The organism is Pseudomonas sp. RIT-PI-AD (assembly GCF_025642785.1).
Lineage (GTDB): Bacteria > Pseudomonadota > Gammaproteobacteria > Pseudomonadales > Pseudomonadaceae > Pseudomonas_T.
Window position 1 is genome coordinate 135232 of record NZ_JANZKU010000003.1, and the last position, 11511, is coordinate 146742.

An 11511-nucleotide genomic window follows, 5' to 3' on the forward strand; every position below is an offset into this window, starting at 1 on the left:
CTTCTCCGGAGGACGCCCTATGCCCACCCCAGCCACCGCCCCCCACGAATTCGACCTGCCCATCCAGGGCATGACCTGCGCCTCCTGCGCCGGGCGCGTCGAGCGCGCCTTGCGCCAGGTAGCGGGCGTCAGCGCCGCCAGCGTCAACCTGGCCAGCGAGCGCGCCCGCGTCCTGGCCCCGGAGGACGCCGCCGACGCGCTGCTCCAGGCGGTGGAAAAAGCCGGCTACGCGGTGCCGCTGCAATCGCTCGAACTGAACATCGACGGCATGACCTGCGCCAGTTGCGCCGGCCGCGTCGAACGGGCCCTGGCCAAGGTGCCCGGGGTGCATCGGGCGAGCGTGAACCTGGCCAGCGAGAAAGCCCGCGTCGAGACCCTCGGCGCACTCCAACCGGCGGACCTGATTGCCGCGGTGCAAGCCGCCGGCTACCAGGCCCGCCTGCCCGAATCGGCGCCCGCATCGCCGGCGGCCGAGAAGATCGACCGCGAACGCTGGGCGATCGTCCTGGCCCTCGCGCTTTCCCTGCCGCTGGTGGTGCCGATGGTCGCCGGCGGGTTCGGCCTGCCCTGGATGCTGCCGGCCTGGGTGCAGTTCGCCCTGGCCACGCCGGTGCAGTTCATCCTCGGCGCGCGGTTCTACCGCTCCGCCTGGAGCGCCGTGCGCGCCGGCGCCGGCAACATGGATCTGCTGGTCGCCCTGGGCACCAGCGCCGGTTACGGCCTGAGCCTGTACCTGTGGTGGCGCGCCATGCCGGGGCACATGCCGCACCTGTACTTCGAAGCCTCGGCGGTGGTGATCGCCCTGGTGCGCCTGGGCAAGTACCTGGAGAGCCGCGCCAAGCGACAGACCGGCGATGCCATCCGCGCCCTGCAAGCCTTGCGCCCGGAGCGTGCGGTACGGGTCCGCGAGGGAGAGGAAGAAGAGGTGGCCATCGCCGACCTGCGGCTCGGCGACCTGTTGCGGGTCAAGCCCGGCGAGCGGATTCCGGTGGACGGCGAGGTGGTCGAAGGCCAGAGCCACGCCGACGAGGCGCTGATCAGCGGCGAGAGCCTGCCGGTGCCCAAGGCGCCCGGCGACCCGGTGACCGGGGGCGCGCTCAACGGCGAGGGTCGCCTGCTGGTGCGCGCCACCGCCCTGGGCGCGGAAAGCGTGCTGGCGCGGATCATCCGCCTGGTGGAGGACGCCCAGGCGGCCAAGGCGCCCATCCAGAAACTGGTGGACCGGGTCAGCGAGGTGTTCGTCCCCACGGTGATCGGCATCGCCCTGCTCACCCTGTTCGGCTGGCTGCTGGCCGGGGCGGGGCTCGAGCACGCGCTGATCAACGCCGTCAGCGTGCTGGTGATCGCCTGCCCCTGCGCCCTCGGCCTGGCCACGCCGACGGCGATCATGGCCGGCACCGGCGTGGCGGCGCGCCACGGCATCCTGATCAAGGACGCGGGCGCCCTGGAGGTGGCCTACCGGGTGACCGACGTGGCCTTCGACAAGACCGGCACCCTCACCTCGGGCGAGCCGCGCCTGATCCACCTCGCCGCCGACGACGAAACCCAGGCCCTGGCCTTGGCGGGCGCGCTGCAACGGGGTAGCGAGCACCCGCTGGCCAAGGCCGTGCTCGACGCCTGCGCCGAACGCGGCCTGACCCTCGATGCCGTGACCGACAGCCAGGCCCTCGCCGGCCGTGGCATCCAGGGGCGCATCGGCGAGCGCGCGCTGGCCCTGGGCAATCGCCGCTTGCTGGACGAGCAGCGCCAGGCGCCCGGCGCGCTGCTGGACGCCGCCACGGCCTGGGAAGCCGAGGGCCGCACGCTGTCCTGGCTGCTGGAGCTGCACCCGCAGCCCCGCCTGCTCGGCCTCTTCGCCTTCGGCGACTCGCTCAAGCCGGGCGCCGCGGAAGCCATCGCCACGCTGAGGGCGCGGGGCATCCGCAATCACCTGATCACCGGCGACAACCGCGGCAGCGCGCGGGTGGTGGCCGACGCATTGGGCATCGAGGACGTGCACGCCGAGGTGCTGCCGGCGGACAAGGCGGCCACCGTCGCCTCGCTCACCGCCCAGGGCCGCCGCGTGGCGATGGTCGGCGACGGCCTCAACGACGCGCCGGCCCTGGCCGCGGCGGACGTCGGCATCGCCATGGGCGGGGGCACCGACGTGGCCATGCACGCCGCCGGAATCACCCTGATGCGCGGCGACCCGCGCCTGGTGCCGGCGGCCCTGGAAATCAGCCGGCGCACCTACGAGAAGATCCGCCAGAACCTGTTCTGGGCCTTCGTCTACAACCTGGTGGGTATCCCCCTGGCCGCCTTCGGCGTGCTCAATCCGGTGCTCGCCGGGGCCGCCATGGCACTGTCCAGCGTCAGTGTGGTGAGCAACGCCCTGCTGCTGAAGACCTGGACACCCCACTTCGAGGACGCCTCGCGATGAACATCGGCCAAGCCGCCCGGCAGTCCGGCCTCAGCGCCAAGATGATCCGCTACTACGAAGCCATCGGCCTGCTCCCGGCGGCCGGGCGCAGCGAGAGCGGCTACCGCCAGTACGCGGCGGACGACCTGCACGTCCTGGCGTTCATCAAGCGGGCCCGGGACCTGGGCTTCGCCCTGGAAGAGGTCGGCAAATTGCTGGCCCTGTGGCAGGACCGCCAGCGGGCCAGCGCCGACGTCAAGGCATTGGCCGGCGCCCATATCGACACGCTGAACCGCAAGATCGCCGAGCTCAGCGGATTGCGCGACACCCTCAGCGAGCTGGTCAGCCATTGCCAGGGCGACGCGCGCCCGGACTGCCCGATCCTCCGCGACCTGGCCGGCGGCGGCTGCGAGGCGAAAACGCGCAAAAGCGAATCGCTGACGAACGACATGAAATGTCAAATGTAATGAATTCTTATTTACAGCTTTTTACCGAGACTTTACTCTTGCGCCCCCAATGCGGGCGCCTTTCTTCACCTGGTAGCACGCAGCGGTTCTAACGCCGTCACTGGAGCGGTCGGCTCGGACACGACAGGGATGCACTGCCAATACCAGGAATCCCCATGCGCACTCATACGCTCAACACCCTGGCCGCCCTGGCCCTGGGACTCTCCGCGAACGCCTGGGCCGCTCCGGTCGAGATCGACCTGCCGGCCCAGCCTCTCGCCGATGCCTTGGTCCGCTTCGGCCAGGAAACCGGCCTGAAAGTCGCCTTCTCCCAAAGCGAAGTCGCCGGTCGCCAGGCTCCGGCCGTGCAAGGCCGGCTCGAACCGCAGCAGGCCCTGGCGCAACTGCTCGCCGGTTCCGGTCTGAACGGCAGCCTGCAAGGCGGCATCGCCAGCGTCTCGGCGACCGAGCCGGACGCCATGCAATTGCAGAGCGTCAACGTCACCGGCCAGGCCGACGTGGCCGGCAGTGCGATCACCGAAGGCAGCCGCTCCTACACCACCGGCGCCATGCAGACCGCCACCAAGCTGAACATGTCGGTCCGCGAGACCCCGCAGTCGGTCACCGTGATCACTCGCCAGCGCATGGACGACCAGGCGATGAACAACCTCAACGACGTGGTGAAGAACACCACCGGGGTGACCCTGCAGAAATACGGCCCGGAGCGTCAGCGTTTCGTCGCCCGCGGCTTCACCGTCGACAACATCATGTACGACGGCCTGCCCACCAGCCTCTCCACCTACACCCAGGACGTGATCTCCGCCGCCGACATGGCGATGTACGACCGCGTGGAAATCGTCCGCGGCGCCACCGGCCTGATGCAGGGCGCCGGCAACCCGGCGGCGGCGATCAACCTGGTGCGCAAGCGCCCGACCGTCACCCCGCAAGCGAGCGTCACCGGCAGCGCCGGCACCTGGGACTCTTATCGCACCGAACTGGACGTCTCGGGCGCGCTCAACGACTCGGGCAGCCTGCGCGGGCGGGTCGTCGGCGCCTACCAGGACAAGGACAGCTACCAGGACGTCGGGGAAAGCCAGCGCGGCCTGCTCTATGCCATCGGCGAGGCCGACCTGACCGACGCCACCACCCTGACCGTCGGCGCGTCCTACCAGAACGACAACAAGGGCTCCGATTGGGGCGGCCTGCCCACCGCCCGCGACGGCAGCGACCTGCACCTGTCGCGCTCGGCCTACATGGGCAGCGACTGGGCCTACTGGGACACCACCAATACCTTCCTCTTCAGCGAACTGGAGCATCGCTTCGACAACGGCTGGAAAATGCGCCTGGCCGGCAGCAAGCTGTGGGGCCGCATCGACATGCTCGGCTCCTACCTGGGCTACTCCGGCGACACCCTCACCCAGGGCAGCGGTCGCTACATCTACACCAACGACCACGACAGCTACGACGCCTACGCCTCCGGCCCCTTCCAGTTGCTCGGCCGTACCCACGAGTTGGTGATCGGCGCGAGCAATCGCGAGGAATCCTTCGACGGCCACGGCGGCTTCGGCACCACCTCGACCAATTTCGACCCCTTCCGCTGGGACTCCGGCAGCGTCGCCAAACCCAACTACTACCTACGCGGCTGGGGCCTGAAGACCGACGCCGAGCAGAACGGCGTGTACGCCACCGCCCGCCTCAACCTCGCCGACCCGTTGAAAGTCATCCTGGGCAGCCGCCTGGACTGGTATGACTACGAAGGCGAGAACATGAGCAACAACGTGACCAAGCCGCAGAACGGTTACACCATCACCCGCAACGTCACCCGCTACGCCGGCGTCATCTACGACCTGAACGACACCTACTCGGTCTACGCCAGCTACACCGATATCTTCAAGCCGCAGAACAACGTGGACATCAGCGGCGAGGTCATCGAGCCGATGACCGGCAAGAACTACGAGGTCGGCTTGAAGGGCGCCTACTTCGACGGCGCCCTGAACGCCAGCGCCGCGCTGTTTCAGGTCGACCAGGAAAACCGCGCCAAGCTGCTCGACGACCAAGCGTTCAACTGCCCCGGCTACCCGGCCGTCAGTTGCTACGAAGCGGCCGGCAAGGTGCGCAGCCAGGGCATCGACATGGAGCTGACCGGCGCCCTGACGGACCACTGGCAATTGAGCGCCGGCTACACCTACGTCGAAGCCAAGTACAAGAAGGACACCAACAAGGCCAACGAAGGCAAGCTGTTCGACACCGACCAGCCGCGCCACCTGTTCAAGCTCTCCACCACCTACACCCTGCCCGGCGACCTGGAACGCTGGCGCGTCGGCGGCAGCCTCAACGCGCAGAACGCCATCTACAACGAAGGCGGAGCGGGGAGCAGCGCCTGGCGGGTCGAGCAGGACGCCTACACCCTGGTGGACATGATGGTCGGCTACAAGGTCAGCGAGCACGTCGACACGCGCCTGAACCTCAACAATGTCCTCGACAAGCGCTACTACTCAGGGATCGGCGGCAACACCAACATGATCTACGGCGAACCGCGCAACGCGATGCTGACGGTGAAGTGGTCGCTGTAACCCACCGATGACCGAGGGGGAGGCCGACCGGCCTTCCCATCGGCGACGACCCGCCGCCCGCTTCGAACGCGGGCGCCTCGCTCGATCCCCTCCGTATCGATCCCCTGCGCTCGGCGGCTTCGCCAGCCAACGCCCGGAGCCCTGGGCCGCGAACGAAGGGTTCCGTCCATGGCTCCCCGGTTGCCCTCTTCGCCCAGCGCGCGAAGCAGGAGGCCCTTCGTCAGAGCGCGGCGCGTTTCCGTCGCCACAACTGGGCCGGCAGGATGGTAATCGCCAGCCCGACGAACACCAGCCCGCAGGCCAGCAGGGCGCGGGTACTCAGTTGCTCGTCCAGCAGCAGCCAGCCGCACAGCAGTCCGGAAATCGGCACCGCCAGGGAAAACGGCACCACCAGGCTGGCCGGGTAGCGACGCAGCAGGAAACTCCACAGCGCGAAGCCCACGGTGGTGGCGAAGAACGCGATGTACAGCAAGGCGCCGACCCCGCTCCAGGTGATCCCGCGCATGGCGCCGAGGATCGCCTCGGGTCCTTCGAACACCCAGGACAGGGCCAGCAGCGGCAAGGGCGGGATCAGGCTCACCCAGCAGATCAGGCGCAGCATGTCCTGTGCACCGGAGCGCTTGGTGGCGATATTGGCGAAGGCCCAGGCCAGGGCCGCGACCACCACCAGAGAGAACGCCAGCAGGCTATCGCCCAGGGGCCGCTCGCTGGCGATCAGCAGCAGGCCGCCCGCGGCCAGCACCAACCCGCACCAGGCGCGCCGGCTGGGACGCTCGCCGAGCACCAGGGCGGCGATCAGCACGGTGAAGAACACCTGGCTTTGCAGCACCAGGGACGACAGCCCGGCCGGCATGCCCAGGTGCATGCCGACGAACAACAGGCCGAACTTGATCACCCCGAGCAACACGCCGATCTGCACGATGCGCCAGAACGGCGCCGGCATCGGTCCACGCAGGATCAGCAGCGGCAGAGCCGCCAGGGCGAAGCGCAGCGCGCAGAAGAGCAAGGGCGGGAAGTCGTGCAGGCCGACCTTGATGACGACGAAGTTCACGCCCCAGATGAGGGTGACCAGCAAGGCGAGCAGGATATGCGGAAAAGACATGGGAAACTCCGGCAAAAATGCCGGTGCACCTTAGCAGCCCCGCCGCAAAGCCTATGGATACAGCTGAGGAGTAACAGAAGCCGGCGCGCGCCGGAAAGCGCGCGCGGTCCGCTCCGCCCCTGCGCCGGGGCGGCGCTTCCCGCCCGGGACGCCGATGACCGGCGCGCGGCTCAGGACTGGGCTTGCAGGTAGTTTTCCAGGCCGATGCGGTCGATCAGGCCGAGCTGCTGCTCCAGCCAGTAGGCGTGATCTTCCTCGGTATCCTTGAGCTGCGCCTGCAGGATGTCCCGGCTCGGGTAGTCGCGGTGCAGCTCGCAGAGGGCGATGCCCTTGCTCAAGGCGGCGCGCACTTCGTACTCCAGCATCAGGTCGTTGCGCAGCATCTCCGGCACCGTGCTGCCGGCGTTCAGCGGCTTGGGCGTCATGTCCGGGGTGCTTTCCAGGAACAGGATGCGTTGCAGCAGCGCATCGGCGTGCTGGGTCTCCTCTTCCATCTCGTGATTGATCCGCTCGTAGAGCTTGCCGAAGCCCCAGTCCGCGTACATCCGCGAATGCAGGAAATACTGATCCCGCGCGGCCAGCTCGCCGCGCAGCAGATCCTTGAGGTATTCGACGACTTCCGCCTGACCTTGCATGTCATGAGTCCTTTGGGAAAAAAATCGATTCAACGGCGAAAGCATCCTGCGCGTGCTGACCGGGGTCAAGCGCCGGCGGCTTACCGGTGTGCGGTCGTCGGCCCGCATCGGGCCGACCAGGGAAGGTCACTGCTGCCAGGGCGGCGGCGGAGGCTCGCGCTCGGCCGGCGCATCTTCCTCGGCACGGGCGGCTTCGCGCCGCGCCTGCTCGGCCAGCGCATCCTTGATCTCGCGCATCACCGCCTCGACGTCCGCGCTCTCCTCCGGCTCGTCGTATTCGCCGGTGAGCACGCTGTCGGGAGTGAGCAGGCCGGCCTCGTACAACGCCCACATTTCCCGGGCGTAGCGGGTACCGAGCAGCTCGGGGGCGAACTGCCCGAAGTAGGCGGTCATGTTGCCGACGTCCCGCTCCAGCATGCGCAGCGCGTGGTTGTTCCCCGCCGCGTCCACCGCCTGGGGCAGGTCGATGATCACCGGGCCCGAGGGGTCGAGCAGCACGTTGAATTCCGAGAGGTCGCCATGTACCAGGCCGGCGCAGAGCATCTTGACGATCTCGCCGATCATGAAGGCATGGAACTCCCGGGCGTCCTCGGGCAGCAGGTCGACGTCGTTGAGACGCGGCGCGGCGTCGCCGGCGCCGTCGGTGACCAGCTCCATGAGCAGCACGCCATCGAGGAAGTCGTAGGGCTTGGGCACCCGCACGCCGGCATTCGCCAGGCGGAACAGGGCGGCCACTTCGGCGTTCTGCCAGGCGTCCTCCTGTTCCTTGCGCCCGTACTTGGAGCCCTTCGCCATGGCACGGGCGTCGCGGCTGTTGCGGACCTTGCGGCCTTCCTGGTACTCGGCGGCCTGGCGGAAACCGCGCTTGTTGGCTTCCTTGTAGACCTTGGCGCAGCGCAGCTTGTCGCCGCAGCGCACGACGTACACGGCGGCTTCCTTTCCGCTCATCAGCGGGCGCAGTACTTCGTCGACCAGACCGTCTTCGACCAGGGGTTCGATGCGTTTTGGAGTCTTCATGCGCTTTCGTTCGGGGTCCTTGCTTCGCCGGTTCTGCCGGACGTTATACGGCAATCCGCCGCCTGCCGCACGGGGTGCGCTTCAGTCGCTGAGCAGACTGTGGCGCAAGGCCGCGATCGCATAGCGTACTTTCGCCGGCTGCGCGTCGCGCCGGGGCGTGACAATGTAGATGCCGAGCGCCGGTAAATGCCACTCCGGCAGCAGCACCTGGAGACGGCCGCTGGCCAGTTCCTCGCGGATTTCCATCTGCGGTTGCAACGAAACGCCCATGCCCGCCAGGGTGAACTGGCGCAACGAGAGGATGTTGTTGCAGACCACCCGGCTCTCGATGCGCAACCGTTGCCGCTCGCCGCTGCCGGCATGCCGCAGCGCCAATTGCTGGGCCGGGCGTTCGTCGCCCAGGCTCAGCCAGTCCAGGCCGAGCAACTGTTCCGGACGCTGGATCGGCGGCCGGGCGTCCAGATAGGCCGGGGACGCGCATAGCAGCATCGAGGCGTCGCCCAGGTGCCGCGCCACCAGGCTCGAATCGTCGAGCTGGCCGACGCGGATCGCCAGGTCGATGCGCTGCTCGATCAGGTCGATCTGTTCGTCCTGGAAGAACAGCCGCAGGCTCAGCCCGGGATGGGCCTGCAACAACGGCGCCAGGGCGTCGGTCATCGGCCGCCCGGAGAACCCCACCGGCGCGGCGATGCGCAGCTCGCCCACCGGCGCATCGCGCAACTCGGCCATGCGTTGCTCGGCCTGGCGCGCGTGCTCCAGCACCTCCGCGCAACTGCGATAGAAGATCGCACCCGCCTCGGTCAGGGTCAGCTTGCGGGTGGTGCGGTGCAACAGGCTGACCTGGGTGCTGGCTTCCAGCTTGCGGATCTGCTGGCTGACCGCCGAAGCCGACATGCCGAGGGCTTCGCCGGCCGCCACCATGCTGCCTTTTTCCACCACGGTGGCGAATACCACCATGCGTTTGAGCTGCTGCATTGTGAAGCTCCGCTTAACTGTGCAAGGCGTTTTAGCCGCTTTTTCCGCGCATTGCCCATTGCGATCATAGCGACCTCTTTCCTTGACGCACCCTAGTGCCCGGAGTTCTCCATGAAAATCGCCCTTATCGGTGCCACCGGTTTCGTCGGTGCCGCACTGCTCGAAGAAGCCTTGAACCGCGGCCATCAGGTCACGGCCATCGCCCGCCACCCGGAAAAACTCTCGCAGCATCCGAACCTCACCGTCGTCCGCGGCGACGCCTACGACAGCTCCGCCCTGGCCACCCTGCTCGCCGGCCACGAGGCTCTGCTCAGCGCCTTCAACCCCGGCTGGGCGGAGGCGGACATCCGCGCGCTGTTCGTCCGCGGCAGCCAGGCGATCATCGACGCCAGCCGCCAGGCGGGTGTGCGCCTGCTGATGGTCGGGGGCGCCGGCAGCCTGTACGTCGCGCCGAGCCTGCAATTGATCGACAGCGAGGGCTTCCCGGCCGCCTACAAGGAGGGTGCCGAGGGCGCCCGCCAGGCCCTGAACGCGCTGCAAGCGGAAACCCGTCTCGACTGGACCTTCCTTTCGCCTCCCGCACGCCTCGAGCCGGGCGCGCGCAGCGGTCGTTTCCGCCTGGGCGGCGACGAGTTGCTGATGGCGGGCGAGCAGCCGGCGCATATCTCGGTGGCCGACCTGGCCGTGGCGCTGCTCGACGAAACCGAGCATCCGCAGCACAGGCGCCGCCGCTTCACCGTCGGCTATTGATCGACCCACCCAGGGCGCGCGCCACCCTCGGCGGCGCGCCCGGCCCCGTCCTCTGCCAAGGAAAACCCCATGACCTACAGCGCCATCGCCCTCGTCGTCACCGATCGCCCGGCCCGCTATATCGGGCGCCTGTGCAAGCACTTCGCCCACAAAATCCCGGTAACCCATGACGACCAGCAGGGTCGCATCGAATTCGCCTTCGGCGTCGGTTCGCTACGCGCGCAGGCCAATGGGCTGAGCCTGCGGGCGGACAGCTCCAACCTGGAGGACCTGGAGAGGCTCAAGCAGGTCCTCGCCAGCCATTTCGAGCGCTTCGCCTGGCAGGAAGCCCTAGCCCTGGACTGGCGGCCGGCGTAACCGGCGCCGCGTCAGGCCTCCGCTGACGGCGGCGGAGGCTCCAGCTCGATGGTCTCGGCGAGGGACTGCTCGATCCGCTGCAAGCCGTTGTTCAGCGAGCGATCGGTATCGGCCAGGTGCCGGGCGATCACCGCGAATTGCTCGGTCACCTCGGCGAACACCTCGACCAGTTGCGGATCGAACAGGCTGCCGCTGCCGGCCTCGATCTGAAGGGCCGCCTCTTCCGGCGCCAGCGGCGAATGATAGGGGTGACGGCTGGTGAGGCGGTCGTAGTGATAGGCCAGAGTGACGATCCGCGCCGACAGCGGGATGGCCTCGCCGCGCAACCCCTGGGGGAAGCCGCTGCCGTCCCAGTGCTCGTGGTGGCCATAGGTGATTTCCTTGGCGTAATGCAGGAAATCCGCCGAACCGCCGAAGCGTCGCTCCGCCATCAGCAGCGCATCGCGCCCCGCCAGCGGGTGGCGATGGAGGATCGCCAGGTCCTCGGCATCCAGCGCGCCGGGGTTGAGCAGCACGCGATCGGGCAGGATGACCTTGCCGATATCGTGGAGCAGCGCCGATTTGCCCAGCACCTCGATGTCCTCCAGCCCCAGCTCGCCGACGAAACCGTCGCGTCGGATCAAAGCTTCGGCCAGCAGGCAGACGTAGCGCTCGATGCGCAGCAGGCGCCGCCCGCCGGGGCTGTCGCGCATGTCCACCAGGGCAGCCATGGCCTCGATAGTGGCATCGTGAAGACGCTGGATTTCCTGGGTCCGGCGCTTCACTTCCAGCTCCAGGTATTCGCTCTTGTCGCGCAGGAAGTCGGCGGTGGCCTTGAGCTGCAGGTGGGATTTCACCCGCGCCAGCACCACCGGCGGGCTGATCGGCTTGGCGATGTAGTCCACCGCGCCGACGTCGAGGCCCAGTTGCTCGTCCTCCATCGCGCTCTTGGCGGTGAGGAAGATCACCGGGATGGCGGTGGTGAGCGGGTTGCCCTTGAGCATCCGGCAGACCTCGTAGCCGTCCATGCCGGGCATCATGATGTCCAGCAGGATCAGGTCCGGCTGGGGGATTTCCAGGGCGATCCGCAGGGCACTGGTGCCGCTGCTGGCGACCTTGACCCGGTAATCGTCGAGCAACAGCAACTCGCTCATCAGCTCGAGGTTCTCGGGGGTGTCGTCCACCACCAGAATCGCCGGTTGGTCGGGTCTGTCGAGCATGTCTTCCATTGGCGTCCGCGTTGCCGCGCCTCCTGGGTTGAATATCGCACCCGGCGGTG

Annotated in this window: 10 protein-coding genes; 5 read left to right on the forward strand and 5 right to left on the reverse strand. The window is 68.2% G+C overall.

What is annotated here, in order from left to right:
- The first annotated feature begins 19 nt into the window (after window positions 1–19).
- The 3 genes from OGL92_RS03730 (at window position 20) to OGL92_RS03740 (ending at window position 5417) form a co-directional block, all read left to right on the forward strand.
- Window positions 20–2419 (forward strand): heavy metal translocating P-type ATPase, encoded by a 2400-nt coding sequence (locus OGL92_RS03730; protein ID WP_263140621.1) that lies wholly within the window; start codon window positions 20–22, stop codon window positions 2417–2419.
- Window positions 2416–2865: a Cu(I)-responsive transcriptional regulator gene (cueR, locus tag OGL92_RS03735; protein WP_263140623.1), complete on the forward strand. Its 450-nt coding sequence runs from the start codon at window positions 2416–2418 to the stop codon at window positions 2863–2865. The genes OGL92_RS03730 and cueR overlap by 4 nt, the downstream gene beginning before the upstream one ends.
- 155 nt (window positions 2866–3020) lie before the next feature.
- On the forward strand, window positions 3021–5417 hold the full coding sequence (locus OGL92_RS03740) for a TonB-dependent siderophore receptor (RefSeq protein WP_263140625.1): 2397 nt from the start codon (window positions 3021–3023) through the stop codon (window positions 5415–5417).
- A 220-nt stretch (window positions 5418–5637) separates the two neighbouring features.
- Here OGL92_RS03740 and OGL92_RS03745 read toward each other — a convergent pair whose 3' ends face one another.
- The 4 genes from OGL92_RS03745 to OGL92_RS03760 form a co-directional block, all read right to left on the reverse strand.
- Entirely contained in the window at window positions 5638–6519 is an 882-nt protein-coding gene (locus tag OGL92_RS03745) for an EamA family transporter (RefSeq protein WP_263140627.1), read from the reverse strand.
- A 170-nt stretch (window positions 6520–6689) separates the two neighbouring features.
- Window positions 6690–7154 (reverse strand): bacterioferritin, encoded by a 465-nt coding sequence (gene bfr / locus OGL92_RS03750; RefSeq protein WP_263140630.1) that lies wholly within the window; start codon window positions 7152–7154, stop codon window positions 6690–6692.
- 126 nt (window positions 7155–7280) lie between these two features.
- The gene (locus OGL92_RS03755) at window positions 7281–8171 is read right to left on the reverse strand and encodes a PA4780 family RIO1-like protein kinase (RefSeq protein ID WP_263140635.1); all 891 of its coding nucleotides are present in this window, start codon (window positions 8169–8171) and stop codon (window positions 7281–7283) included.
- 81 nt (window positions 8172–8252) lie between these two features.
- Window positions 8253–9146 carry a LysR family transcriptional regulator gene (locus OGL92_RS03760; protein ID WP_263140637.1) on the reverse strand — a complete coding sequence of 298 codons (894 nt, stop codon included), beginning with the start codon at window positions 9144–9146 and terminating at the stop codon, window positions 8253–8255.
- A 111-nt stretch (window positions 9147–9257) separates the two neighbouring features.
- On the opposite strand from OGL92_RS03760, the gene OGL92_RS03765 reads away from it, so the two are divergent.
- Both OGL92_RS03765 and OGL92_RS03770 read left to right on the forward strand, forming a co-directional pair.
- The gene (locus tag OGL92_RS03765) at window positions 9258–9896 is read left to right on the forward strand and encodes an NAD(P)-dependent oxidoreductase (protein ID WP_263140640.1); all 639 of its coding nucleotides are present in this window, start codon (window positions 9258–9260) and stop codon (window positions 9894–9896) included.
- 69 nt (window positions 9897–9965) lie between these two features.
- Window positions 9966–10253, forward strand: coding sequence for a DUF2218 domain-containing protein (locus tag OGL92_RS03770; protein ID WP_263140643.1), 288 nt, complete (start codon window positions 9966–9968; stop codon window positions 10251–10253).
- An 11-nt stretch (window positions 10254–10264) separates the two neighbouring features.
- Here OGL92_RS03770 and OGL92_RS03775 read toward each other — a convergent pair whose 3' ends face one another.
- Window positions 10265–11461 (reverse strand): HD domain-containing phosphohydrolase, encoded by a 1197-nt coding sequence (locus tag OGL92_RS03775; RefSeq protein ID WP_263140644.1) that lies wholly within the window; start codon window positions 11459–11461, stop codon window positions 10265–10267.
- Window positions 11462–11511 lie beyond the last annotated feature (50 nt).

Excerpts from the sequence above, each read along its gene's own strand:
- OGL92_RS03760 (WP_263140637.1), bottom strand. The coding sequence starts at position 9,146 with ATGCAGCAGCTCAAACGCATGGTGGTATTCGCCACCGTGGTGGAAAAA.
- OGL92_RS03770 (WP_263140643.1), top strand. The coding sequence starts at position 9,966 with ATGACCTACAGCGCCATCGCCCTCGTCGTCACCGATCGCCCGGCCCGC.
- OGL92_RS03755 (WP_263140635.1), bottom strand. The coding sequence starts at position 8,171 with ATGAAGACTCCAAAACGCATCGAACCCCTGGTCGAAGACGGTCTGGTC.
- OGL92_RS03740 (WP_263140625.1), top strand. The coding sequence starts at position 3,021 with ATGCGCACTCATACGCTCAACACCCTGGCCGCCCTGGCCCTGGGACTC.
- OGL92_RS03745 (WP_263140627.1), bottom strand. The coding sequence starts at position 6,519 with ATGTCTTTTCCGCATATCCTGCTCGCCTTGCTGGTCACCCTCATCTGG.
- bfr (WP_263140630.1), bottom strand. The coding sequence starts at position 7,154 with ATGCAAGGTCAGGCGGAAGTCGTCGAATACCTCAAGGATCTGCTGCGC.
- OGL92_RS03775 (WP_263140644.1), bottom strand. The coding sequence starts at position 11,461 with ATGGAAGACATGCTCGACAGACCCGACCAACCGGCGATTCTGGTGGTG.
- cueR (WP_263140623.1), top strand. The coding sequence starts at position 2,416 with ATGAACATCGGCCAAGCCGCCCGGCAGTCCGGCCTCAGCGCCAAGATG.
- OGL92_RS03730 (WP_263140621.1), top strand. The coding sequence starts at position 20 with ATGCCCACCCCAGCCACCGCCCCCCACGAATTCGACCTGCCCATCCAG.
- OGL92_RS03765 (WP_263140640.1), top strand. The coding sequence starts at position 9,258 with ATGAAAATCGCCCTTATCGGTGCCACCGGTTTCGTCGGTGCCGCACTG.